Below are 24,859 nucleotides of genomic sequence, written 5' to 3' on the forward strand. Positions count from 1 at the left end.
CATTATGCGTGGGACAATATAGGAAACATTAATTTATTATCTTTGAATAAATCTGCTTTATCTTTCATGACAAATAAGGTTGTGTCATCCTCTTCCAATAAATTTACAAAGTAGCTATCTATGTCATTGGGTATAAATCCTAAAACTACTGCATTTACTTCTTTATTTGTAAGCGACTTAATAACACTATCTAAATCAACCGCTGATAGCGAAAATATATCCTGTAAATATAAGGTGTCCCCTTGAAGTTCGGCAATTGCAATCACATCCTGCTGACTTAAATAGTAAACTTTATCACTCATAAAAGAAGTACAATAAAACATTACTAATCCTACATTCTTCATCATTGTTAGCTTTGACATTGAAATTGAATTGTTAATTTTATCTATAACTAACTCTCTGTTATCTTCTAAAGACATATCTAACTTTTCTGCAACTGTAACTTCATTATCATTTGTAATTGTTTTAGAATATTGATATTCACTCACAGATGTAAAACCAAATTTAGGATAGAAATCTAGTACACTATCATTAGCAAATAAATATATCATATCACATTTACTATTCCATTCTTCTATAACCCTTTCCATAAGGTACCTAGCTAGTCCTTGATTTTGGTAGTCAGGATCAGTCATTACTGTTCCTATTTGTATATATCTTTTAGTTTCACCTAAAACCAAACAGTCAACGATGCTAGAAGAAACATTAGCCACAATATTTTCCCCATCCAGTAGTGAATATGGCATATAACCACTTCCCCAATAGCCACTTTGATACCACTGTTCAAAGTCAAATCCATAGGTTTTCTGTGTTAATGTATTATAGCTTTTTCTAAACAATGCTTTGTCTTTAAAATCCTTTATAAAAGTATACCTTTTATCATTAATGAACACTTCTTCCATTGTTAGCATCCCCTCAAAATCATTATAAATACTTATTAACAATAGCATTATGATTCTTATAACACAACCTCATACTTCACTTTATGTTATTACATCTTCTTTTTTTGATATATTTACATTCCATCTACCTTGTGCTACAATATAGTCAGGTACTTTATAGTACAAGGTAGTAGAAAGAAGGTGATTTATTTTGAATGATAAATCTCAGCTCATGCGTGGAACAATAGAAGGCTGTATTTTACAAATAATTAATATAAAAACAACTTATGGTTATGAAATTGTAGAACAGCTTCAGCAATACGGATTCAAAGAAATAAAAGAAGGAACCATTTATCCTCTCCTTTTAAGACTTGAAAAAAAGAACCTCATTAATTCAGAGTTTCGCCCCTCACCTTTGGGACCGTCTAGAAAATATTATTCTCTAACAAAAGAAGGAGTTTTAACTCTAGATGAGTTCCGTAAAAACTGGAATGAAATTTCTCAATCTGTAAATACCATATTATCTATGGGGGGTATCAATAATGTTAAATGAGTTAAATTTATTAAAGAAACAAAATCAAACTAATACCAAAGAACTAATTGATATAAATCAAGATTTTTTATCTCGTATTTTAAACTATGTACAAATATCTAAAATTGGAGCCTTTGATAGAGAAATTATCAGAAAAGATTTGATTGGAATGGCCATAGAGGCTGAAAAACGTGGGAAAACTTTATCTGATATAATCGGTGCTGATAAAAAATCTTGGTGTGACTCTATTGTAGATAGCTATGGAAAAGTTTCACTTATAGAATTAATTCTTTCAATACTAAAACAAGTATCAATTTGCTGGCTTATATGGGGAATTCTTTTCTTCAATATAACTCCGTCAATAGTAAAAATTGATATGGGGTGGTTATCAGTGTTCTTATTATATGCTTTTGTAATGATTATTTATAACTTTTTTATATCATCCAAATTTGCATTTCAATCCCCAATCAAACAATCTTTAATTGGATTTATGGTTTTCATTATAATAACACTATTAATATCACTAATTACAAAATCTTCAAAGGGAATTGTTTTATTCACCACTCCAAATTATGTAATACATTTAGTGTTTGCTGTTACATGGGTGATGTCTACATTTCTATACAATAATCTAATTCACAAACAAGCAAAGAAAATAAACTGGATGGAATAAAATATTTACATTTAAAAATAAAGTCTTAATCACTACAACTATAGTAATTAAGACTTTTAGGTTCTTCATTTTATTCTTGTATATATATTGAATTTTACTTACTAAAAAACAAGCATGCCTTTATCATCATATTCAAAGTTTGGGCCCCAAGCAACTTCCCAATAGTAACCATCTAAATCAGCAAAATATCCATGATATCCACCCCAAAATACATCCTGAGGCTCTTTAACTATTTCAGCACCTGCATTTCTAGCTAATTCTATAACTTTATCAACATCTTCTTTATATTGTACATTATAAGCTAATGTGATTCCTGCAAAACCATTTGCTATTTTGGGAGTATTTTCTTCACTGATATCTTTTGCTAATAACTCTAAAGGAAACAATTCAAATTTTGTTCCAGGTGTATTAAAAAATACTACATTAGGATTATCCCCTTTTTCATCGGTTTGAAATCCCAATTTATTCCTATAAAATTTTATCGATTTCTCCATACTTCTTACACCTAAACAAATACATGTAACTTTATTCATATTAAATCCCCTCCTAACTTCCTATTTATCTCATCTGAAAAATAATAATACCATCTCAACTACTATCCATAGCTTATATTTTTATTTTACCATAAGAACACTCTTTATGTAATACGGGCTTTTACGTATCCCTCCAAAGACAGAATGTAATCTAAAAAAATGCAAAAAGAGGTTATCTTAAATGTTAAAATTAAAATATTTGTTTAATAATAAAGATTTAGCCCATATGGTACTTAGTAATAGATAAAGTGACAACGTATTTTATGATGAAGTTACGAAAACCTATAACACTATTGATTTTGATGATGCAATGTATCATTGGTATGCATTAGATATAGTGCAATCATTAGATAACCTAAAAGAAGATATGCCAGAAGAACAAGTGGAACCTTCAGTAAAGGAGTTTATTAAGGGTTACCACTCGGAGTATGATACTTCTGATGAAATGCTTAAATTATTGCCTCTCTTCAGAAGATATGCTAATTTATATGGATATGTTCGTATACTTCACTCTGTAGAAGAAAAATGGAACAATGAACCTGGTTGGATGATCAAGTGATTCTTAGACTCAGGTGGAGTTTGCTTATAAGGAATACATCTCTCCATCTGAGTCTTAGAAGAACTTATCCAGAGGCGTAGCAGCCGTCATCCCCCACCTTGAAGAGGAGAGGGGTGTTACGGATGGTAGCCATCGGATAAATTAGAGAATTAAATTAGAGAATTTATTAAATCAGGGAAAAAACACCTTTACAATGCCAATTTAATTTATTATAGAAGGAGTGTATAGGATTTTTACGCATTTAGCATATTAATCTATTTGTAGCATGTTGTACGTATTATGAATATTATAAATTATAAGAAGTAATATCTCCTTAAATTTTTATATGTAGGTGATTTTAGTGCCATGTTATAATAAAAGAATTTCAATGGAAGTATCCATTGACTATCCATTATATCAATCTGAAAAAGGTAAATACTTCATTGGTCAAACGCCAGTTTTAACTGGTGAAAATGAACATGCTTTAGCTGCATTACTAAACCCAATTGATTCAAATAGAAATATATATGTAAATGCTATAACTATAACAAATATTTCAGATCTTAATTTATCAGCTGAGTTTTATTTAAGATCCAGCTTTAATAATGGAACTATTAGTGATTTAGTTAGTTGTACTAATACAACTATTTATCCTCAGCCAATTCCTAGCGGTGAAATTAAATATCTAACTACAACTACGGAGCCTCCAAGTGATGGTGTTTCTATATTTAGTAGAATAGTTTCTCCATATTCAACTTTAGTAGTTGATGGTGGTCAAATCATCCTTGGGCCTGGACAACCTCTTATTGTTTATCTTGGTGGGTTTTTACCTGTTACCTTTGATAGTGCAAAAGTTGCTTTCGGCTGGTGGGAGAAAGAAATCTATGACTGCCCTGATTGTTCTTGTTAGAATGGAGTAAGTTATAACTTTAAACACCTACCTCTTTATATTGATTTAAGACTTTGAAAATCTTAAATATTAGAGCGGGTAGTCATGGGATAAACTTTATTATTTTTATAAAATTGATATACCTTATTTCTAATAGAGTTTTATCCCTATGAAAATAGCCTTAACCAAGTATTGTCAATGGTTAAGGCTGTTTTTTGTATTTATTTAAAGGAAACTCGACTCACATTCCTTCGCTGAGTAAGTTCGCCTAACCAAATGTGAAATTTGGAGGCTTTTAAGGTAACTCCTTCTCACTTCGTTCGAATGAGTAAGTTCGCCTAACCAAATGTGAAATTTGGAGGCTTTTAAGGTAACTCCTTCTCACTTCGTTCGAATGAGTAAGTTCGCCTAACCAAATGTGAAATTTGGAGGCTTACTTATGGTACGGTTCGTTTTTAATTATTTTGAATCCTCTATATATCTGTTCTAGCAGCATAACTCTGAATAATTGGTGGGGAAAGGTCATTTTTGAGAAGCATAGATTATAATCTGCTCTTTCTAGAACCTTTTGTGATAGCCCAAGTGATCCTCCTATTATGAATACTAAATCACTCTTACCTTTTGTGCCAAGGTCTGATATAAAACTTGCTAGTTCTTCTGAGGATACTGTTTTACCTTTTAGATCTAAGGCAATGACAAAGGCATTATCTTTTATATACCTTAATATAGCCTCCCCTTCTTTTACCTTTATCTGAATCTCTTCTTTTTCAGATGAATTATCTGGGGTCTTTTCGTCGGAAACTTCTAAAATCTCAAGCTTGCAGTACCTTTTTAATCTTTTTGAATACTCTTCTATGGCGTCTCTTAAATACTTTTCTTTTACTTTTCCTACAGATATTATAGTTATATTCATAAGTTTTTTCCTACCTTAACATTTTATATTCATTTTCAAGTACTATCATTATTATGTCACTTAAAAAAAGGCTTTCAAAATTTACTCGAAAGCCTCTTATATCTACTAATTATATTATTTACTGCTACCTTTTACTATTTTCCACAGCACTTCTTATATTTTTTTCCGCTTCCACAAATACAGGGATCATTTCTTCCTACTTTGTTTTCATTAACTACTGTTTTAGATGACTTCCATGCTTTATGTATTTCAGTTCTCTTTTCTTTTGAAAATATACCTTCCCATTGTGAAAGCTCATAAAGATAATCTGCTTTTGCATCTAACATGTTGAAGTATAACTTTTCAAAATCTATTTTGAATTCAATTTCACTATCTTCGCTTATAGTTTCTAAATCTATTGATTGTACTAAACTTTCATTTATTCCGTCTACAAATCCCATTACAAATTCTGGAGTTGTTTCAAATTCCTTTGCTAAATCAGAAATAGTAGTACTTAAGGTATCTTTGTGACTTGCTAGTATTTTTATGTAAATACGTCTTTCAATATCGCTATATTTATCCCAAAACGCCTCTTCTCCGTGATGTTTAACATACTCTACAACCATATCTGTCCATCTTTTATATAAATTCATTTTATTATCTCCTTTTTTTACAAATCATATTTACCCTATAGGATTTAGTTATAATTTATATTGTTTTGTAATTTTTATTTTACTTTATTTCAAATTCATAGTAAATGTTATTTTTAGTTTAATTGTACTCTAAATTTTTAGAATAAATTTTAATATTACCCTATTATCTTTTAAGAAGACCTATTTCATCTCTTTTAAAAGGTTTTGAAATATCAAAATTTCCTCCTAATGTTTCAACATCTTTGCTTTCTATAAGTATCTTTACTTTAGATACAGATGGAATTTGCTCAAGAGATGCCACTATGCTTGTTAAAACTGATTCCTCTTTTGCAGGTGTCATAGTTATTAAAGCCTCTTTGCTAAGATTTACAAAGGCTATGTTATCTTTAATTGAAAAGCTTAAAAGCCTAGTTTCTTTAGGTAATACAGGTTTTAACTTACCATTAATAGAAGGTCCTTTTACTAAAGAATCTATTATTAACTGCCCTATTACTTCTTCCTTTGGAATTAAAACCTCTTCTTTGGCTATTTCTATCTTTGAAGCATCTTTAGATGCATCAAAATAAATATCCAACTCAATATTATCTTGTTTTTCTGCTGGTAGCTGAATGTTTTTAAACTTTTCTTTATTGTTTATGCTTATTTTATCTTTCTTAGAACAAGCTACTGTAGTCAAAGCTAAAAAGCAAAGCCCTATGCTTAAAGCACTTTTAAATCTTTTATCCATATATACCTTCCTCTAAATATTAATAAGACTAGTGTTTGTCGAATCATACTTTCATATAGCTGCTTGGACCTTTTCTACTTGCCATTTGTACAGCTATATCTTTTTTAAGCTCAATATTATTTTCTCTTAAAACACTTATGACAGTTTCATATGCTAACTCTGGATAGTTATTAGTATTGCTTAAATGACCTAATATTATTCTTTTATATTTATCATTCATCATGTCTACTATAGCAGTTCCACAATCATCGTTGGACAAATGTCCTATATCACTTAAAATCCTGCGCTTTAAGCTATAAGGATAGGGTCCAAACTTTAACATTTCTACATCATGATTGCTTTCTAATAATATAACATCCGAATCTTCTATATTTCTTTTTATATCAGCTGTAAGATACCCAAAATCAGTAGTAATACTAACTTTTTTCCCTAAGGAATAAATTGAATATCCTAAAGGACTTGCAGCATCATGAGGTATAGGATAGTTTATAATATCCATATCCTTTATATTTGTTACACTACTATCAATAACTTTAATATTATAGTCTTTTATCTTTCCTACAGTTTTGGCCATACCTTCCCATGTGTCTTTATTTGCATATATTGGTATATCGTATTTTCTTGACATAACCCCAATACCTTTTACATGATCTAAATGTTCATGTGTAACAAATATAGCATCTAATTCTGTTGGGCTTTCATCTATCTCTTTTAGTGCGGCATCTATACTTTTACCTGGTAATCCCGCATCTATAAGTATCTTTGACTTTTCTGATGACACAAATATACTGTTCCCGCTGCTTCCACTATATAAGGAACAAAATATCATATATATTCCTCCAAACTACCTTATAGAGATATTTATTATTCCTTTATACTTTCTCTATATATTTTTGCACCTAATTTTTGAAATTTAACTTCTATATTAGGGTATCCCCTATCTATATGTTCTATGCTATGTATCTCAGTTCTTCCTTCAGCAAGTAATCCCGCTATAACCATAGCTGCTCCAGCTCTTAAATCTGTAGCCTTAACTATAGCTCCTGTAAGTTTTTCCTTACCTTCTATTATAGCTGTCCGACCTTCAACCTTTACATCTGCACCCATCTTTTTAAGCTCATCTACATGTTTGAATCTACTCTCCCAAATGCTTTCATTAACTATGCTTCTTCCTTCAGCAACACAAAGTAATGTACTCATAGGTTGTTGAACATCTGTTGGAAACCCTGGGTATGGATTAGTTTTAATGTTTACACTCTTTAATCTCCCAGTGGATCTTACTGTTACAGAATCATCTTGTTCTATAACTTCTGCTCCCATTTCTATTAGTTTTGCTGATATGGATTCTAGATGTTTCGGTATAACATTTTTAACTGTTATCTCCCCACCAGTTGCTGCAGCTGCAATCATAAATGTTCCAGCCTCTATCTGGTCTGGAATAACACTATAGCTACATCCATATAACTTCTCTACTCCAGTAATTCTTATTATGTCTGTCCCTGCTCCCTTAACGTTTGCACCCATAGAGTTTAAAAAGTTGGCTACATCTACTACATGAGGCTCTCTTGCGGCATTTTCAAGTGTTGTTACTCCCTCTGCGAGTGTAGCTGCTAACATAACATTTATAGTAGCCCCAACACTTACAACGTCAAAAAATATATTTGTGCCTATTAGCCTATCTGCTTTTATATTTACAGCCCCATGTTCTATCTTAACTGTAGCGCCAAGAGCTTCAAATCCTTTTATATGCTGGTCTATAGGCCTCACGCCTATAGGACAGCCTCCTGGAAGTTCTACTCTTGCTTTTTTGAACCTTCCAAGTAATGCCCCAATAAAGTAATAAGATGCTCTCATCCTTCTTACATCTTCAGTACAAGCATCTAAATTAGTTATTTCCGAACTATCTATATCTAATGAGTTAACATTAGTTTTTATCTTACATCCTAAAGACTTTGTTATTCTCTCTAAACAGTGGACATCCTCAATACTAGGTATATTATCAATGTGGCAAGTTCCCTCGCTAGCCATTAAAGCCGCTGGTATTATTGCTACTGCTGCATTCTTTGCTCCACTTATGTCAATATCTCCAAAAAGCCTATTTCCTCCGTGTACTACTAATTTTTCCATATATTTCACCCTTATTTATCATTTTTATATGAACTTCTCGCAAAATTCTAAATTTATTTTTAATAAGTTAATTTCAATTAATATAATCCTATTTTCATCACTAAATTTTTATAAGTCTTAATTTTAAGTTATATACTGACATTTATTATTTATGGTCTAATTTATCTCCAAAATCCAACTAAATTTATGCTCTAAATGTCTATAAAAATCTATTTAATTTCACTTAAATATCTATATTATATTTATTATGTCGTATTTAAATTTATTTTAATTTCATAACTTTTATTATAGCATAAGTTGTTATAAGATTAATACCCTTTTCGAAATGATATAAAAATAGTATCACCTTAGTTTAAATTTATATAAAATATATTTTACCTATAACTATTGAATAATACAAGCACATTTTACAAGTTAATCAATAAACATTTAATCCTTTTAATTCTTTTAAAATCACTACATATGAAAATTACTTTTAGCACTATAAATAAAAAGAACTATTATGATTAAACAAGCTCTATCATAATAGTTCTTTTTGTATTACCCTTTTTGAATATAATGTTATTTCATAGTTTCAAAGCTGCCACAATCAGTGCATTCAATTGTCTTTGCCATAGGTTCATGTTTAACTACTTCAATTTTGTTTAAAGTGCAATAGCTATCCTTCTTATAATGATATTTACATTCCGAAACATTACATCCTATACTCTTATTAACTTCCATGTTAATCCTCCTTTTTATACATTATTTTAATTGTACGATTATATCTTTTGTATTTATATCTTTTATTATTCAAATAACATATTAATTTTACTAAATTAATATATTACTCACTCTAATATCAATATGATATAATATATAATAACTTAATACATTATAGCCTTTATATATTATGGATTAAAAAAATTAGAATTCAACTTATTATTAAAAATATGAATTAAAATATAAAATTTGGGGGATAACAATGAAATATTATTTAGTAGCATTATTTGATGAAGATTCCTATAAATCTATAGAAGGTCTTCAAAAAGACTTAAGTAAAAAATACAATCTATATAGAAGCCTTCCAACGTTGCATATAACTTTAGAGGTTATAGATGATCCTGATATCGATAAATTAGATGAAATTCTTAAAGGAATATTAAAGTCATATAAACGATTTAAAGTAGAAATAGATGATATCATATGTTTTAACGAGCCTTATAAATCTGTAAATCTAAAAGTTGAAAACAAAGGATATATAGAAAGATTAAATAGGACTATAAATGATAAATTAAAACTAAATGGGTTTAACGTAAGAAAAGATGCCTCTAATTGGGACTTACACATCTCACTTGCAAATACAAACTTTGCTTCAAGAGAATGGTCAAAAAATGAATTTCTGAACGCGTGTCATAAAACACAAGATGATGGATTCTATAAATTAGCAAAGATAGAAAGAATAGAACTTTGGAAACCAATTAATAATAAGAGAGATATGGTTATTAAAAGCTATCCATTAAAAACCTTTTTGCCCTAGTATTTGGATGAAAATATAAATATTTTTAACTTTTCTTTTGGTAATCGTTTTCTGAACTTTCAATTTTTATGATAATTAGTTACAATGGATTAGTGAGAAAATTGCTATTGAAAGAAAGGCGGCTTTGTTATGAATTTACAGTACTTATTTAAGTTACAAAAGGATTTAAATGAAAAAATATATGCTTCCAAAAACTTAGATGAAAGTATCCCTAATTCAAAAAACTTTTTAGCTCTATTAGTGGAACTAGGTAAACTTGCTAATGAAACTAAAAGCTTTGAATATTGGTCCGATGCAAAACCTTCTAAAAGGGGTGTATTATTAGATTCTTATATAGATTGTTTTCATCTAATATTAACTTTAGGTCTAGATAAACTTTATACCAATATTTCACCAAAACTTAAACCAAATGACTATAATATTTCAGAACAATTTTTAAACCTATATGTAGATATAAATGATTTAATGGTCACATCCTCTAAAGATCACTACACAACACTTTTTGAAGACTTTTTAAGTTTAGGTCTTAGATTAGGTTTTTCTTTAAATCAAATAGAAAATTGTTACATAATAAAAAATACTTCTAATAATAAAAAAATTAAATAATCATAAAATAACTTCTCTACCTTTGGTAGAGTTTTTTTTTTATTTTTGGAAATAATACTTATAGAGGTGATTTTTATGTTAGGTATAATATTTTCAATAGTAGCTGGAATTGCTATGAGCCTACAAGGTGTGTTCAATACTAGGCTCGGAGAAAAGATTGGGCTTTTAGAAACAAATCTAATAGTTCAAGGTAGCGGGCTTATATTAACCATTTTATTAATATGTTTTTTAGGCTCTGGCAATATAAAAGAAATTAGATCAGTAAACAAACTTTATCTTTTAGGTGGAGTTTTAGGTGTTCTTATAATATATACGGTAATGAAAGGAATTTCATCCATGGGCCCTACCTATTGTATATCAATTATACTTGTAGCTCAGTTATTATCTGCAGCATTAATTGACTTTTGGGGAATGTTTGATACAAATAAGGTTTCTTTTGGATTTAGTAAGATAATAGGTATTGCAATAATGGTTGTAGGTATTATAATATTTAAGTGGAAACCTTAATAATTTAAAGGTGGTGTTATTATAAACATATTAAAGAGTATGGATAAAATAAGTTTTAATACAAAGTTTCTTATGAAACTTCACTATAAAAATCTAAAAAATTATTTTGAAGAAACTTCAACTCCATTAAGTGAATCTTTAGTAACTAATTCTGTACAATGGATAGGCCATGCTTCTGTTATGATAAATCTTTATGATAATATATTTATAACAGACCCTGTTATTGGCTCCGTAGGTCAATTCAAAAGGAAGATTAAACCTTCTATGAATCTAGTAAATTCAAATATTAATTATATATTACTATCTCATGGCCATATGGATCACATTGATTTTTATTCACTAATAAAAATGAATAAAAATGTAATAGTACTTTGCCCTAAATCCTATGTAAAATCTATAAAAGTTGTAGGATTTAAAAATGTAATAGGCATATCCGAAGGAGAAATACATCAAAATGGTGACATCACCATAAAATGTATAGCTGCAAACCATGATGGTAGAAGATATTACCTAGGAAAAGATCATAGTAGCAATGCTTATCTTATAAGTTGTAAAGACAAAAGTGTGTTTTTTGCTGGTGATACTGCTTTTACAGAAAACTTCAAGGAAATAGAAAGTGATCTAGCTCTTATGCCTGTAGGTTGTTATTTGCCTGAAGGCTTTGATAAGATGCACTGTACTCCACTAGAAAGTTATAAAATGTATAAAATGATGAAGTCAAAGAAAATGTTGCCCATCCATTATAATACTTTTATATTGTCACTAGAAGATGATTTAGATACTGTAAACATATTAAAATCCATAAAAGATAACACTATAGATATAGTTAATGTAGGTAAAACTTCGTTAATATAATATTACCTTATTAGAAATATCTATACTACCTATTAATATATACATTAATAGACTATAATATATATATATTTATTACTTTTGGGAGGACTGAATTTTATGGATTTTAAACAAATAGAAGCCTTCATATCAGTGGCAAAACTTAAAAGCTTTTCAAAAGCTGCAAACAGTATATACTTATCTCAACCTACTATAAGCTCTCATATTTCTAGTTTAGAAAAGGAGCTAAATATTCAACTTTTTGACAGAAACTCTAAAGAAGTTAATGTAACTCCAGCGGGTAGGTCATTCTTAAATTACGCTGTAGACATTATAAATACTAGAAATAATGCAATAACAAATTTATGTGCTTTTAATAATAAAATTTGTGGTACGCTAAATGTATCTGCTAGTACAACTCCCTGTCACACCATAATTCCAAGTCTTATAAATAAATTTAGTACAGAATATCCTCAAATAGCCTTTAATATAAGTGAAAAGAATTCTGGAGAAATTATTGAAGATATAATTAATTTAGACTGCGAAGTGGGCTTAGTTGGAGATGTGGGGAAAACTGATAAAATAAAAAGCTATTGTCTAGTAGAGGACAACCTAGTGCTAATATCAAGCCCTTCTATGAATATACCAAAAGAAATCACCATAGAAGATTTGTTTAACTACAAATTTATAATGAGAGAAAAAAACTCTGCAACTAGGAAAACCTTTGAAGATAGCCTTCTATCAAAGGGCTTAGATCAAAATAAGTTAAATATCTTATGTGAGATAAATAACATGGACACACTAATACAATTTGTAAAGTCTGGTACAGGTGTTTCAATAGTCTCACAAAACGTTGGGCTCGATTACGTAAGTAGCGGTAAGCTTAATATGTCTAAGATAAAAGATTTAGATCTTAAGCGATATATATATCTTATACTTAATTCAAAACGTACACTAACACCTACAGCCAATGCCTTTTTTGAATTTTGTATTAAAGAGTTCAATGTAAATAACTTCCCTTCCTAGGCACATTACTTATGTAAACATAAAAGCCTCCTACTTAATTTATTTTTAAGTAGGAGGCTTTTATTTAGAATAAATACTACTTTTCTTGTATACTTCATAATATATATTGTAATGCTAAAAAGGGGTCTTTATATGTTCTTATGGAAAAGTAAAATTGATGTCAACTTAAAAAAGGCTATAGATATAAACTTATATAAAAATTATAGGGTTATAATTCATTGTAAAAACCTTCAAGAAAATATAGAAAAGAGGATAAAATCTGGTGGTGGAAAAGTTTTAAAGTCTATTTACAACATTGATATAATTTCTGCTTCTATATCTCCTTTATTAATATTGAGACTATCCGAATATCCCGAAGTTTCATTTATAACCTTTGATAGTTTTGCCTTCCTTTGTGGAAGAAGCGTAATTCATTCTAATAAAGCTTATATTGGCGATACCTATAACCTCACAGGTAAGAATGTAGGTATAGGGCTCGTAGATAGTGGCATTTACCCTCACCCTGATCTTTTATTACCTAAAAATAAGATTAAATATTTTTTAGATATTTTAGATGGATTTAAGTATCCTTATGATGATAATGGTCATGGTACCTTTATATCTGGCTTAATTTCAGGTAGTGGTCATAGTTCTGAAGGTAAATTTAAAGGTATTGCAGAAAATTCACTTATATATTGTTATAAAGCATTTAATCGCTTTGGTAGAGCCTACGTTTCTGACATATTGTTTGCTATAGATGATATTTTAACTAGGTCTCAAAAAGATAATATAAAGGTTTTGTGCTTGCCCTTTGAAATTTTAGAATATAACCCATTTATAATTAATTGTTTTTCTATACTATTTGAAAAATGTATAAAGATTGGTTTAGTACCTATAGTTCCTTCCGGGAGCATAAATGTAGACGAAGAAACCATTATTGGTCTTGGTTTAATACCTCACTGCATAACCGTATCTGGTGTTAATATTCAAGATAGTATAAAAGAATTCAGATTTTCTTCTTCTAATGGTAATAAAAAAATAGGTAAACCAGATATAGCTGCTAACTGCGTTGATTTATGTTCTTTAAATACTGATACAGAGTATATTTCTGAAAGAAATGGAAAAAAGCTATACCCTAAAACCTTGGAGATTCCATACACTTCTTACACTGGAACCTCATGTGCCGTAGCTTATGTATCAGGTGTATGTGCTTTGCTTTTTGAAAACAACCCTTCCTTAACCTTTAAAGACTTGTTATCTTTAATAAAGGTATCCTCAGAACTTGCACCTATATCAAAATCTAGTCAAGGAAATGGAATAATAAATATAAATAAACTTTTACCATAATTCTAAAAAGAGGTTGCAACTAAACTTGCCACCTCTAAACTTAATAAGGAACCTGATATTTTTTACCCCTATAATATGGCCTATTTAATATCCTCTTTTTACATTCACTACATTCTTACCATAAAATTCTAGTAAAGATGTATCCATCTTCCATGTCTTATCTAATCTGTTTTTAAGCATATCCATTTGTTTTTTATAAATTTGTAATATGCTTAGCACTACCCACTCACCCATAGGTATGCTATATCCCCCTCTGTTATTTGTTACTATTATATTATTTTCTATAACTTTATCTTTTGGTAACTGATCTATTCCAATACTGGATAATTGTATCCATTTTAATCTTTTCATCTTTAGTATATCTAAGCTCTCAAAAGGATCATAACAAACTAAAACTTCTACGTCTTCAAGCTCCGTGTCGTAGGTTAATTTATGTTCCTTTTTAACTATTATTTCATAACCCAGCTCTTCCATCTTTTTTATTTCATCACTACCATAATTGTACGTTACTAAACACTTTTTTAACTTATCTGCCATAACCTTTCATCTCCCTCTATTAATATCTTTTATCCGATGGCTACCATCTGTAACACCCCTATCCTCTTCAAGGTGGGGGATGACGGCTGCTACGCCCCTGGATAAGTTCTTCTAAGACTCACTTGATCGTTTATAAAATGTACGCTCTTTGGTATTAGATTAAATACCTTAATACCATTTTACCTATAATAAGAAGGAGTTAAACACTTATATTTGGTTATTTCATATAGGTCATGGGATTCTCAGCCTTTCCATTTAACCTTAATTCAAAGTGAATATGTGGTCCTGTACTTCTTCCTGTACTTCCAACCCTGCCTATAGCATCCCCTTTTTTAATAGTGTCCCCTTGACCTTTACTTATTGAACTACAATGTCCGTATAATGTTTCTATGCCCTTGCCATGATCTATCTTTATATATTTACCATAGATATTATCATACCCTACCTTATTAACTACTCCATCTAGGGCGGCCCCTATAGGGTCTCCTGTATTTCCTGCAATATCTACTCCATGATGACTTTCATTGTTCCATCTTGCACCAAAGTTAGATGTTATTGCTCCTCTAGATGGCCTTTCTAGAAATGAAATAGTAGTTCCTATAGGATTTTTAGTTCCTTTAAGTATTACCTTATTTTTCGGTGCTTCTATTATTTCCTCTTTTATCATAGTTTCTGATATTACCTTTGCATTTGTAATGTTTACTTGCTTTTCTATACGTCTTTTACCTTGCTTTCCTAACTCCTGTACTTTAAATTCACCCATATAATATTCATCTGTACTTTTAATGGTTGTATCCTCTTTTATATCTTCTATATCATTTTTTATACCAATAATATTTACAGACATTATTGGATTTTCCTTGCTACTATCCAATTCTTTTATTACCTTATATATCTCCTCTGGTGTCTTTATTTGAGACTCATAAGCTCTGTAAGGTATGTAATATATATTATTATTTATAGATGTATTTATTATATCTTCTTTATTTAAATCATTTACCCTTATATAGTGCTCTTTTACTAAATTAAATAAATCTTCACATCTATCTTTATCCCTTAATATACCTAAATTTATCTCATCTATCTTCAAAACTAAACAATCTACTTCTTTATCTAAACTAGCTTTTATATTTGAAACTATGCTATCATAGTTATTTAAGGATGAAGTTTTCGTAATAATCCTTTCAAATTTTATGCCTTCATTTATTTTTATATCTTTATTTTTATCTAAGATCTTATTGTAAATATCTATAACTTTTTCTTTATCTTTATAATAAGCTACGCAGTTACCTTCAACATATGCTGCATAAGCTAGATTATATCCCGAATTTATGTATATAACTAAAAGTGGAATTATAAACAGTGATATAATAATTGAAGTTTTTATGATACTAATATATCTTTTCTTCATTTTTGTATTCCTTTCTTTATGGAAGACTTTAAGGTATATTTAATCTTCATTTTTATACAGTCCCTTTTACTTTACCCTATTTATCATAAAAATATTCATATGTAAACATTTTGTGTTACTATTTACATAATCATAGCTTTACTATAAAATTATTAGAGCAATCTAAATCAGTATTGCACTTTAGAAAGGTTGGGATTTAATGAGTACCTTCATGCTTAAAAATACAGCTTTAAGCACTACCCCTGTAAGTAACATTTTTATAGAAAGTTATATGCCAAAAGCTAGAGGCGAATTTATAAAAGTGTATTTATTATTATTAAAATACAGTGTTTCTGGAGAACTTGGAGTAAATTCTACCATCCTTGCCTCCGCTTTAAACTTATTAGAATCAGATATAATGAACGCTCTAAATTATTGGAATGACGAAGGCGTCTTGAAGATTATTCCAATAGATAAAATGGGCAATTTTAATATAGAATTTATTAATCTTGGAGAGGATCAAGCCACTTCTAAAGTAAGTCTTTTAGAAGAATTAAACAATTCTTCCGTAAAGGATATGTTGCAAGAAATAGAAAAGCTTCTATCAAGACCTTTATCTCCAAAAGAAATGTCTACCTATATAGGATGGGAAAAAGACTTAAACTTTTCTCTTGAAATGATATTTTTACTTATTCAATATTGTATATCCAAAGGTAAAACAGATTATAGGTACTTCGAAAAGGTTGCTCTGTCATGGTTTGATGCTGGCATAAAAACTATAGAAGATGCCCAATTATATATTAAAAGACATGAAGATAAATGGATTAAATATAGACAGATATTAGATTACTTGGGCATAAAAGATGCTGATATAATGAAACCTCAAGAGGAAATGCTTAGTAAATGGGTAAATCAGTATAAGTTTTCTATTGAAATAATTGAAAAAGCTTGTACTATTTGCTTTGAAAGATTAAATAGAGCCGACTTTAAATATATTGATGGTATACTCTCTAGTTGGAACAAAGATAATATAAAAACTTTAGAAGATATTGCTGCAAAGGACCTAAAAAGAGCATCAACTTATAACAAAGGTAATAATAACAACTACAATAATAATAACTATAATAACAACAACAAAAATAGTAAAAATAGTAACTTCAATAATTTCGAACAAAGAACCTATGACTTTGATGAATTAGAAAGAAAATTGTTAGGATGGGATAAGGATGATTAAAGGATATCAAGAATCTGTAATTAGAATATATGAAAATATTCAAGAAGAAGAGAAAAAGGCTCTTAAAAAAAGAAGGGCTGAAATCGAAAAAAGAGATCCTAGAATATTAGATATAGAAAATAAAATAGGTAAACTTTCTGTTGAGCTTGCAATTAGTTCTATGAAAGATATTGATAATAGGGATGAATATCTAAATAACCTTAAATCCTCTATCACAGATCTTAGAGTAAAAAAGTCAGAAATGCTAGTAACTTTAGGATATAGTCTTAATTATTTAAATCTAAATTATAGATGTCCTAAATGCAAAGATACTGGATTTATAGGCGCTTCTAAATGCACTTGTTATAAACAAAAATTAATACAACTTCATTATAAAGATTCTCAGCTACAAGAGCTTACACGAACAAACAACTTTAAGTCTTTTGATTTTAATTTGTATCCTACTCATAAAATAGGTAATGAAAAAGATACTCCAAGAAAAAACATAGAAAAGATTTATGATAGATCTTTAGCATATATAGATAATTTTAAATCTCACTCAGATAACCTTTTATTTTATGGCAATTCTGGCACTGGTAAGACATTCTTGTCTACCTGCATAGCAAAAGAACTTCTTGATAAAGGGTATCTTGTAGTATATAAGACATCTGATGAATTAATAAAAGATCTTCGAGATCTTAAATTTAATTCAAATAAGATTTTAGAAGAATTAATATTTAACTGTGATTTACTTGTAATAGATGATTTAGGTTCAGAATCAATTACAGACTTTACAAGAGCAGAACTGTTTAATCTTTTAAATAAGAGGTTACTTACTAAAAAAAGAATGATAATATCAACTAATTTAACCTTAGAACAACTCCTTCAACAATACTCAGAAAGAATAACCTCAAGGCTTCTTGGGAACTTCGATATAAATAAGTTTTATTGCGAAGATATAAGAGTATCAAAAAACTTAAATAAAATAACATAAAAAAAAGACTTCTAAAAATTAGAAGTCTTTTTTTTATGGAGCTGGCAATAGGAATTGAACCTACAACCTGCTGATTACAAGTCAGCTGCTCTACCGTTGAGCCATGCCAGCAAATGGCGACCCAGAAGGGACTCGAACCCTCGACCTCCGGCGTGACAGGCCGGCACTCTAACCAACTGAGCTACTAGGCCGTATATAATGGTGGGCACAACAGGGCTCGAACCTGTGACCCTCTGCTTGTAAGGCAGATGCTCTCCCAGCTGAGCTATGCGCCCATTATATATGGTGACTCCTAGGGGAATTGAACCCCTGATACCACCGTGAAAGGGTGGTGTCTTAACCGCTTGACCAAGGAGCCTCATTAAGTATTGTATTATGTTTTATTTTATATTTTATATGGCGACCCAGAAGGGACTCGAACCCTCGACCTCCGGCGTGACAGGCCGGCACTCTAACCAACTGAGCTACTAGGCCATATTCATATAAAATGGTGGGCACAACAGGGCTCGAACCTGTGACCCTCTGCTTGTAAGGCAGATGCTCTCCCAGCTGAGCTATGCGCCCATAATACATGGTGACTCCTAGGGGAATTGAACCCCTGATACCACCGTGAAAGGGTGGTGTCTTAACCGCTTGACCAAGGAGCCTCATATTACTTGTCGGTTGCTTATTGGGAAACCTGACATAGACTATAATACATAATAAATCTGTTTCTGTCAACATTTATTTTTTAATTACTTTATATTTCATCTGTTTTTGTCATTTTAAAGGCCTTATAGCCCTTTAAAAGCCATAAAGCCCATTAAATATATCTTATGTTTAGTTATTGTTCATAGATATATTAAAAGTCTTTATTCCATTTTAGAAAGTTCTACTAGAGCACAACCTTTTATTGCTATAATATCATTTTGATTGCAAAAGTCTATTATTTCGTCACTTTCTGCACCTGGTTGTATAAGAATATTTTTTATACCCATTTCATGAGCTTCTTTTACTATATCTATTCCTTTTATAGGATTTATGCAAAGATCTAATACCCCTATGGTATAGGTTACTTCTTTCAATGTTTTATAAGCACCATCCATTTCTGACTTATAGGTAACTCCTTCAACATTATAATCATTTTCTTTTAACTTTTTTAATATCTTATTTGCATACTTACCATCATTTAAGACATCTCCAACAACTACCCAATTCTTGTATTTCATAAAATCTTTAGCTTCCATCTTTATTCCTCCAATCTTTTAGTTATTATAACTGAATTAGATCAAAACATTTTTATAAAATTTATTAAGCTTACATTTTATTTATATATTAATATAAGTATACCCTATTATTTGAATTTATGTTTTAATATATTGTTAAGATTATTAATTACTCTAGTCTTTATTCTTAACCTATTGTAAAATTATATTTATAATAATATGAATGCTTTTAGCAACATGGGTTTCAATATGAATATACGAGGTGAAATTATGAGGATTGGTTTAGCTCAAATGGATATAATCTTTGAAGATAAACATTTAAATATGCTTAAGGTTGAAAAACTTTTAAAAGATGCTAATAAAGATTCTATTGATCTTTTAATTTTTCCTGAAATGACTCTTACTGGATTTTCTATGAATTTAAAAGATATGCTTGAAGGGCCTCTTTTAGATTCATCTTCAGTATCTTGGTTTTCTACTAAAGCTTTGGAATACAATATTAATTTAGCCTTTGGATATATAGAATACCATGGAGATAAGGGATTAAATAATTTAGTTATCATATCAAAATATGGAACCATACTAAGCAAGTATTCAAAAATCCACCCATTTTCTTATGGTAAAGAGTCTATGTATTACAAAGGTGGAGATGAGTTTATTCTAACTAGATTAGAAGACCTTATAATAGGTAGTACCATCTGTTATGATTTAAGATTTCCTGAACTTTACCAAATCCTAAGCAAAAAGGCCAATATTATATTAGTCATTGCTAATTGGCCTCAGAAAAGAAAGGATGCTTGGATAACCTTATTAAAGGCTAGAGCTATAGAAAATCAATGCTATATAGCTGGAGTAAATAAGGTTGGCATGTTTGGTAACACATATTACTCAGGTGACTCTATGATTATAGATCCTTTAGGTAATATAATAACCTCATTGTCAGATATTGAAGGTGTAATTTATACTGATATTAATATAGATGAAGTGGATAATTTAAGAAAAAAATTCAATGTTAAAGAAGATAGAAAAAATCTTCTTTATATAAAAGGCCTTAATTCAAATATAACTATAAAAGATGAAAGAGAGGACTCGCATGATATATCATGATACTTTAATAATAGGCGGAGGTGCCTCTGGCATATTTTCAGCCATAATAGCTAAGGACCTCGGTCACGATGTTGCTATTTTAGAAGGTAGCAATAGAATAGGAAAAAAGATTTTAACTACTGGAAATGGTAGATGTAATATAACAAATAAAAATATAGTTTCTCCTTACCTAACTTATCATAGTGAAGATTCAAAGCTTTTTAATGCTGTGTTAGATAGTTTCACAGTAGAAGATACCATAAGTACCTTTTACTCTATGGGGCTTCCCCTAACGCTATTAGACCATGGAAAGATGTATCCTATGTCTTTGCAATCAACTTCAGTACTGGATATACTAAGAATGTCATTAGATGATAAAGCTATTCCTATATATCTTGAAAACAAAGTTACTAAAATAACTCCATCTAAAAATGGATTTTCCATAACTTCATCTTCAGGTGAAAGTTTTACTTGTAAAAAGCTTATATTATCTACAGGTGGCAAATCAGCGTCAAAGACTGGTTCTGATGGTTCTGGATATAAATTAGCTGAAAGTTTAGGTCACAAAATAATTAATACCATTCCTGCTTTAGTTCAATTAAAATTAGATTATAATAATCTAAAGGCTATATCAGGCATAAAATTTGATGGTAAAGCCTCTATATTAGTAGATAAAAAGATTGTGAGAGAAGAACTTGGAGAAATACTCTTTACTGATTATGGAATTTCAGGCCCTCCTATCCTTCAACTAAGTAGGATCGCATCTAAGGGGTTAATTAAAGGAAAAATTGTAGAAATAGATATAGATATGATGCCTAATATGTCAAAGGAAGAACTAAGTATATTTTTAGAAAATCACTTCGAGGTTTTTTCTTATAGGAGTATTTATGAGTCTTTTATAGGTATAATAAACAAAAAACTAATACCTATATTTTTAAAGGAATGTGACATTCTGGATATACACTCACCTTGCTATGATTTGGATTGGAAGAAAAGACAAACTTTAATAAATAAGCTAAAGGCTTGGACATTTAAAGTAATTGATACCAATTCATTTTCAAATGCTCAGGTCACTTGTGGAGGTGTAGACACAACTGAAATAAATCCCTTAACATTAGAATCAAAAATTGTTTCAAATTTATTCTTTTGTGGTGAGTTATTAGATGTAGATGGAGATTGTGGAGGATTTAACCTCCAATGGGCTTGGAGCTCTGCTGCAGTAGCTGCTAAGTCATTATAATATAATAATATAAAAGTTGTAAAATTTAAGGGGAAATGATGAAGATGTAACCACTACACTCATCATTTCCCCTTATTTTAAATTAATTCTCTTGATTACTTATCCAAGATGTCTCTAATAGGGTAACTTCTTTTCCTTCATCATCTAAAATTCTATGTATACAATCCATAGTATCTCCATTATCATCTATTTGAACTTGTGAGGTTATGCTATGTCCATATCTAGTTTCTTTTTTATATACCACTTTAATTCTTTTTAGCGTGTATTTAAGCATCTTTTCTAATGGAACAGCCTCTATAGCCCAGGAAATATATTTTGCATTGTTTACATGCCTATTAGTATCTATATCACTATACCTTATGGTAAAGTTTTCCTCATTATCTACTTTAGTTAAATTTTTAATTTTATCTATATTCAATTCTTCATTACATTTTTCATCAATATTGTAAGCCTTATATAGGCTCTTTAAAATTCTAATTGGTTTTCTTTTTTCAATATCTATTAAGAACCATACTGATTTTGCTGTACCTATAATATTACCATTTTCATCACAAACTTCATGCTCCCTAAATGCATAAAACTTTTTAAGTGAATATGCGCTAGTTTTAACTATGATTTTTTCACCATATTTAGGGAACCTTACTATATCTATATCCCACTTATATAGTACCCAAGCTGCATTATTAGATTTTAGATAGTCAAGACCTATACCTAATTCTTCGCTTTGGTAGGTAGCTACATCTCCAAAAAAGTTCACCAAAGATGTTATAAGAGCGTTCCTATTATAATCAATGTCATGATAATATATTTCATATTGTTTTGCTGTAATAATACCTCTCATCTAAACCCCTCCAAATAAACTATATTATATCTTTGTAATAAATTAACCATATAAATTACAAAAGTGATTTACCTTAGTCTAATTATATGTAAAGACAAAAGTAAATCACTTATTTATATATATTAGATTTTATTAACCATTAAGAGCACTAAGTAGTTCCTTTATATCAAACCCGTGAACCATAGCTGCCTCTTCTAATGTTTCCATTTGAGATGCCGGGCATCCAACACAACCCATCCCAAAACTCATCAAGACTTCAACGGATTCTGGATACTCCATAACTACATCTCCAATAGTCATTTCTTTTGAAATTTCCATGTATATCAACTCCTTTTTTCTTTTCAGGATATAATATTTATTATACCCTAGAGAAATCTTATATACAATAAAGATATTGTTAAATTAACAATAATATATTTTAAATTTCACCTACCATTATTGTTTGATCTCTTTTGGGACCTACCGATACTATAGATACTCTTATTCCTGTTAATTCTTCTATCCTATTTAAATACACTTTAGCATTACTTGGAAGATCATTGTAGCTCCTAGCCTCTGCTACCGAATTATTCCATCCTTCAAACTCTTCATAAACTGGTTCACATTTAGCAAGATCTTCAAGACTTGCTGGGAAGTAATCTATTACCTCATTTTCAAATTTATATCCAGTACAAATCTTTATCTTTTCAAGTCCTGCTAAGGTATCTATCTTAGTCACAGCAAAGCTTGTAAGTCCAGATACTCTAGCTGTAGTTTTTAATATTACAGTATCAAGCCATCCACATCTTCTAGCTCTTCCTGTAGTTACTCCATATTCATGTCCATTTTTTCTTATCCAGTCCCCTGTTTCATTTATAAGTTCTGTTGGAAAAGGACCTTTGCCAACCCTAGTTGTATAAGCTTTAGCTATGCCTATAGCATTAGTTATCATGGTTGGCCCTATACCTACACCATTAGATACTCCCCCTGCGGTAGTGTTAGAGGAGGTAACATAAGGATATGTTCCATAATCTATATCTAAAAGCATACCTTGAGCACCTTCAAATAATACTCTTTTATCTTTCTTTATTTCATTATATACTCTTACAGATGTATCTTGTACAAAAGGTTTCAGCCTCTTTGCATAGGCACTATATTCTTCATATATATCTTCAAAACTTAATTTTTTTCCACCTAAAACCTTAACTATATATTTATTTTTAATTTCTATATTAGCTCTTAGTTTTTCTTTAAATACCTCAGGTTTTATAAGGTCGCATACCCTAATACCAGACCTTTCAAACTTGTCTGTGTAGCATGGTCCTATTCCTTTTCCTGTAGTACCTATATCATCCTTGCCTCTTGCCTTTTCATTTAAACTATCTAGTACCTTATGGTAAGGCAATATTACATGAGCCCTATCACTAACTATTAATTTTTCTCCATTTATAGTCTCACCTAAAGATTCTAAGTATTCTATTTCATCAAATAAAGCCTTAGGATCAACTACTACACCATTTCCTATTACATTTAAAGTGTTTTCATATAGTATTCCTGAAGGTATTAAATGTAGCTTATACTCTTTTTCACCCACTACTACAGTATGCCCTGCATTATTTCCCCCTTGGTATCTTACAACTACATCTGCTGACTTTGCCAAGTAGTCTGTCATCTTACCTTTTCCTTCATCTCCCCATTGAGCGCCTAGCACTACAAAAGCTGACATTAATATCACTCCTTTTCAAATTATATTATATTATTAATTATTACCTTATTTTTAAATAATATTTAAAAATCGTCATCTTTATAAAAACACTATAAAAATTATTTTTAAATTTATTTTTCAAGCAATAATGTTATAATAATTTTCCTTTTAATTCCTCATATAATATATTATCAAAGTGAATAATTCAAGTCAATAACAAATGCGAATATTAACTGATTATATTATTGCATAGTTCGTCTTAATCTATGGTTAGAATAATCCTACTTACCTAAAGATCACTTTATTATATTATATAAAACTCTCATTAAAATCCTCTTTCCACTGTACTTTCCTTAATACTTAGTAACCATATTAACAAGATGCTCTTAAATATAACTGAAATTAGTGC

Annotated in this window: 28 protein-coding genes and 7 tRNA genes; 14 read left to right on the forward strand and 21 right to left on the reverse strand. The window is 29.8% G+C overall.

Translation table 11 applies throughout. From position 1 onward, the window contains the following. Window positions 1-2 precede the first annotated feature (2 nt). Window positions 3-902, reverse strand: coding sequence for a GNAT family N-acetyltransferase (locus tag BV55_RS0104735; RefSeq protein ID WP_029451666.1), 900 nt, complete (start codon window positions 900-902; stop codon window positions 3-5). A 190-nt stretch (window positions 903-1,092) separates the two neighbouring features. Here BV55_RS0104735 and BV55_RS0104740 point away from each other — a divergent pair, with 190 nt between their 5' ends. Next, complete coding sequence (locus tag BV55_RS0104740) at window positions 1,093-1,434, forward strand: PadR family transcriptional regulator (protein WP_029451667.1); 342 nt, start codon at window positions 1,093-1,095, stop codon at window positions 1,432-1,434. After that, window positions 1,424-2,086 carry a DUF1129 domain-containing protein gene (locus BV55_RS0104745; protein ID WP_029451668.1) on the forward strand — a complete coding sequence of 221 codons (663 nt, stop codon included), beginning with the start codon at window positions 1,424-1,426 and terminating at the stop codon, window positions 2,084-2,086. The genes BV55_RS0104740 and BV55_RS0104745 overlap by 11 nt, the downstream gene beginning before the upstream one ends. A 101-nt stretch (window positions 2,087-2,187) precedes the next feature. On the opposite strand, the gene BV55_RS0104750 is transcribed toward BV55_RS0104745, so the two are convergent. Next, window positions 2,188-2,619 (reverse strand): VOC family protein, encoded by a 432-nt coding sequence (locus tag BV55_RS0104750; RefSeq protein ID WP_029451669.1) that lies wholly within the window; start codon window positions 2,617-2,619, stop codon window positions 2,188-2,190. 310 nt (window positions 2,620-2,929) lie between these two features. On the opposite strand from BV55_RS0104750, the gene BV55_RS0104755 reads away from it, so the two are divergent. Both BV55_RS0104755 and BV55_RS0104760 read left to right on the forward strand, forming a co-directional pair. Beyond that, window positions 2,930-3,178 carry an aminoglycoside phosphotransferase/kinase family protein gene (locus BV55_RS0104755; RefSeq protein ID WP_029451670.1) on the forward strand — a complete coding sequence of 83 codons (249 nt, stop codon included), beginning with the start codon at window positions 2,930-2,932 and terminating at the stop codon, window positions 3,176-3,178. 331 nt (window positions 3,179-3,509) lie between these two features. Next, window positions 3,510-4,067 carry a DUF6143 family protein gene (locus BV55_RS0104760; protein WP_242850852.1) on the forward strand — a complete coding sequence of 186 codons (558 nt, stop codon included), beginning with the start codon at window positions 3,510-3,512 and terminating at the stop codon, window positions 4,065-4,067. Between the two features lie 412 nt (window positions 4,068-4,479). On the opposite strand, the gene rlmH is transcribed toward BV55_RS0104760, so the two are convergent. The 6 genes from rlmH to BV55_RS15275 form a co-directional block, all read right to left on the reverse strand. Further along, a complete protein-coding gene (gene rlmH / locus BV55_RS0104765; protein WP_029451673.1) occupies window positions 4,480-4,959 on the reverse strand; it encodes a 23S rRNA (pseudouridine(1915)-N(3))-methyltransferase RlmH in 480 nt (159 codons plus the stop codon). A 134-nt stretch (window positions 4,960-5,093) separates the two neighbouring features. Further along, window positions 5,094-5,591, reverse strand: a complete 498-nt coding sequence (locus BV55_RS0104770; RefSeq protein WP_029451674.1) for an SEC-C metal-binding domain-containing protein — start codon at window positions 5,589-5,591, stop codon at window positions 5,094-5,096. A gap of 163 nt (window positions 5,592-5,754) precedes the next feature. Then, entirely contained in the window at window positions 5,755-6,318 is a 564-nt protein-coding gene (locus BV55_RS0104775; protein ID WP_029451675.1) for a GerMN domain-containing protein, read from the reverse strand. Between the two features lie 43 nt (window positions 6,319-6,361). Next, window positions 6,362-7,147, reverse strand: a complete 786-nt coding sequence (locus tag BV55_RS0104780) for an MBL fold metallo-hydrolase (protein ID WP_029451676.1) — start codon at window positions 7,145-7,147, stop codon at window positions 6,362-6,364. Between the two features lie 35 nt (window positions 7,148-7,182). Then, entirely contained in the window at window positions 7,183-8,445 is a 1,263-nt protein-coding gene (locus tag BV55_RS0104785; RefSeq protein ID WP_029451677.1) for a UDP-N-acetylglucosamine 1-carboxyvinyltransferase, read from the reverse strand. Window positions 8,446-9,006: 561 nt separating this feature from the next. Further along, complete coding sequence (locus BV55_RS15275) at window positions 9,007-9,168, reverse strand: DUF1540 domain-containing protein (protein ID WP_084170492.1); 162 nt, start codon at window positions 9,166-9,168, stop codon at window positions 9,007-9,009. Between the two features lie 241 nt (window positions 9,169-9,409). On the opposite strand from BV55_RS15275, the gene BV55_RS0104795 reads away from it, so the two are divergent. The 6 genes from BV55_RS0104795 to BV55_RS0104820 all read left to right on the forward strand — a co-directional run bounded on the left by BV55_RS0104795 (window position 9,410) and on the right by BV55_RS0104820 (window position 14,260). Beyond that, a complete protein-coding gene (locus BV55_RS0104795; RefSeq protein WP_029451678.1) occupies window positions 9,410-9,964 on the forward strand; it encodes a 2'-5' RNA ligase family protein in 555 nt (184 codons plus the stop codon). A gap of 129 nt (window positions 9,965-10,093) precedes the next feature. Next, window positions 10,094-10,570, forward strand: a complete 477-nt coding sequence (locus BV55_RS0104800; RefSeq protein ID WP_029451679.1) for a dUTP diphosphatase — start codon at window positions 10,094-10,096, stop codon at window positions 10,568-10,570. Between the two features lie 75 nt (window positions 10,571-10,645). Next, window positions 10,646-11,077 (forward strand): DMT family transporter, encoded by a 432-nt coding sequence (locus BV55_RS0104805; RefSeq protein ID WP_029451680.1) that lies wholly within the window; start codon window positions 10,646-10,648, stop codon window positions 11,075-11,077. A gap of 39 nt (window positions 11,078-11,116) precedes the next feature. Beyond that, window positions 11,117-11,932 (forward strand): MBL fold metallo-hydrolase, encoded by an 816-nt coding sequence (locus BV55_RS0104810; RefSeq protein WP_035794260.1) that lies wholly within the window; start codon window positions 11,117-11,119, stop codon window positions 11,930-11,932. Window positions 11,933-12,028: 96 nt separating this feature from the next. Next, window positions 12,029-12,934, forward strand: a complete 906-nt coding sequence (locus BV55_RS0104815) for a selenium metabolism-associated LysR family transcriptional regulator (RefSeq protein WP_029451682.1) — start codon at window positions 12,029-12,031, stop codon at window positions 12,932-12,934. Between the two features lie 132 nt (window positions 12,935-13,066). Beyond that, window positions 13,067-14,260 (forward strand): S8 family serine peptidase, encoded by a 1,194-nt coding sequence (locus tag BV55_RS0104820; RefSeq protein ID WP_029451683.1) that lies wholly within the window; start codon window positions 13,067-13,069, stop codon window positions 14,258-14,260. Between the two features lie 84 nt (window positions 14,261-14,344). On the opposite strand, the gene BV55_RS0104825 is transcribed toward BV55_RS0104820, so the two are convergent. Together BV55_RS0104825 and BV55_RS15045 are read right to left on the reverse strand one after the other, a co-directional pair. Beyond that, window positions 14,345-14,797: a Rossmann-fold NAD(P)-binding domain-containing protein gene (locus tag BV55_RS0104825; RefSeq protein WP_029451684.1), complete on the reverse strand. Its 453-nt coding sequence runs from the start codon at window positions 14,795-14,797 to the stop codon at window positions 14,345-14,347. 217 nt (window positions 14,798-15,014) lie between these two features. Further along, window positions 15,015-16,208: a peptidoglycan DD-metalloendopeptidase family protein gene (locus BV55_RS15045; RefSeq protein WP_051652398.1), complete on the reverse strand. Its 1,194-nt coding sequence runs from the start codon at window positions 16,206-16,208 to the stop codon at window positions 15,015-15,017. Window positions 16,209-16,407: 199 nt separating this feature from the next. Between BV55_RS15045 and BV55_RS0104835 the strand changes: the two genes are divergently transcribed. Then, on the forward strand, window positions 16,408-17,421 hold the full coding sequence (locus tag BV55_RS0104835; RefSeq protein WP_029451686.1) for a DnaD domain protein: 1,014 nt from the start codon (window positions 16,408-16,410) through the stop codon (window positions 17,419-17,421). Beyond that, the gene (locus tag BV55_RS0104840) at window positions 17,414-18,394 is read left to right on the forward strand and encodes an ATP-binding protein (RefSeq protein WP_029451687.1); all 981 of its coding nucleotides are present in this window, start codon (window positions 17,414-17,416) and stop codon (window positions 18,392-18,394) included. Before BV55_RS0104835 ends, BV55_RS0104840 begins: the two co-directional genes overlap by 8 nt. A gap of 36 nt (window positions 18,395-18,430) precedes the next feature. Here BV55_RS0104840 and BV55_RS0104845 read toward each other — a convergent pair. The 8 genes from BV55_RS0104845 to BV55_RS0104880 form a co-directional block, all read right to left on the reverse strand. Then, a tRNA-Thr gene (locus BV55_RS0104845) sits at window positions 18,431-18,505 on the reverse strand. Between the two features lie 3 nt (window positions 18,506-18,508). Further along, window positions 18,509-18,585 (reverse strand) — tRNA-Asp (locus tag BV55_RS0104850). 8 nt (window positions 18,586-18,593) lie between these two features. Beyond that, window positions 18,594-18,669 (reverse strand) — tRNA-Val (locus BV55_RS0104855). Window positions 18,670-18,677: 8 nt separating this feature from the next. Continuing rightward, window positions 18,678-18,752 (reverse strand) — tRNA-Glu (locus tag BV55_RS0104860). A gap of 39 nt (window positions 18,753-18,791) precedes the next feature. Continuing rightward, a tRNA-Asp gene (locus BV55_RS0104865) sits at window positions 18,792-18,868 on the reverse strand. A 14-nt stretch (window positions 18,869-18,882) separates the two neighbouring features. Further along, window positions 18,883-18,958 (reverse strand) — tRNA-Val (locus tag BV55_RS0104870). 8 nt (window positions 18,959-18,966) lie between these two features. After that, window positions 18,967-19,041: transfer RNA gene (locus BV55_RS0104875), tRNA-Glu, on the reverse strand. Between the two features lie 204 nt (window positions 19,042-19,245). Further along, window positions 19,246-19,620: a CoA-binding protein gene (locus tag BV55_RS0104880; protein WP_029451690.1), complete on the reverse strand. Its 375-nt coding sequence runs from the start codon at window positions 19,618-19,620 to the stop codon at window positions 19,246-19,248. A gap of 249 nt (window positions 19,621-19,869) precedes the next feature. On the opposite strand from BV55_RS0104880, the gene BV55_RS0104885 reads away from it, so the two are divergent. Beyond that, complete coding sequence (locus BV55_RS0104885; protein ID WP_029451691.1) at window positions 19,870-20,706, forward strand: carbon-nitrogen family hydrolase; 837 nt, start codon at window positions 19,870-19,872, stop codon at window positions 20,704-20,706. Next, a complete protein-coding gene (locus BV55_RS0104890; RefSeq protein WP_029451693.1) occupies window positions 20,693-21,925 on the forward strand; it encodes a BaiN/RdsA family NAD(P)/FAD-dependent oxidoreductase in 1,233 nt (410 codons plus the stop codon). Before BV55_RS0104885 ends, BV55_RS0104890 begins: the two co-directional genes overlap by 14 nt. An 82-nt stretch (window positions 21,926-22,007) precedes the next feature. Here BV55_RS0104890 and BV55_RS0104895 read toward each other — a convergent pair whose 3' ends face one another. The 3 genes from BV55_RS0104895 to BV55_RS0104905 all read right to left on the reverse strand — a co-directional run bounded on the left by BV55_RS0104895 (window position 22,008) and on the right by BV55_RS0104905 (window position 24,471). Then, complete coding sequence (locus tag BV55_RS0104895; RefSeq protein WP_029451694.1) at window positions 22,008-22,766, reverse strand: acyl-[acyl-carrier-protein] thioesterase; 759 nt, start codon at window positions 22,764-22,766, stop codon at window positions 22,008-22,010. Window positions 22,767-22,898: 132 nt separating this feature from the next. After that, a complete protein-coding gene (locus tag BV55_RS0104900; RefSeq protein WP_029451695.1) occupies window positions 22,899-23,084 on the reverse strand; it encodes a DUF1858 domain-containing protein in 186 nt (61 codons plus the stop codon). Window positions 23,085-23,184: 100 nt separating this feature from the next. Continuing rightward, window positions 23,185-24,471 (reverse strand): adenylosuccinate synthase, encoded by a 1,287-nt coding sequence (locus BV55_RS0104905; RefSeq protein WP_029451696.1) that lies wholly within the window; start codon window positions 24,469-24,471, stop codon window positions 23,185-23,187. Window positions 24,472-24,859 lie beyond the last annotated feature (388 nt).

It is taken from the genome of Clostridium algidicarnis (genome assembly GCF_000703125.1).
Taxonomy (GTDB): Bacteria; Bacillota; Clostridia; order Clostridiales; family Clostridiaceae; genus Clostridium_L; species Clostridium_L algidicarnis.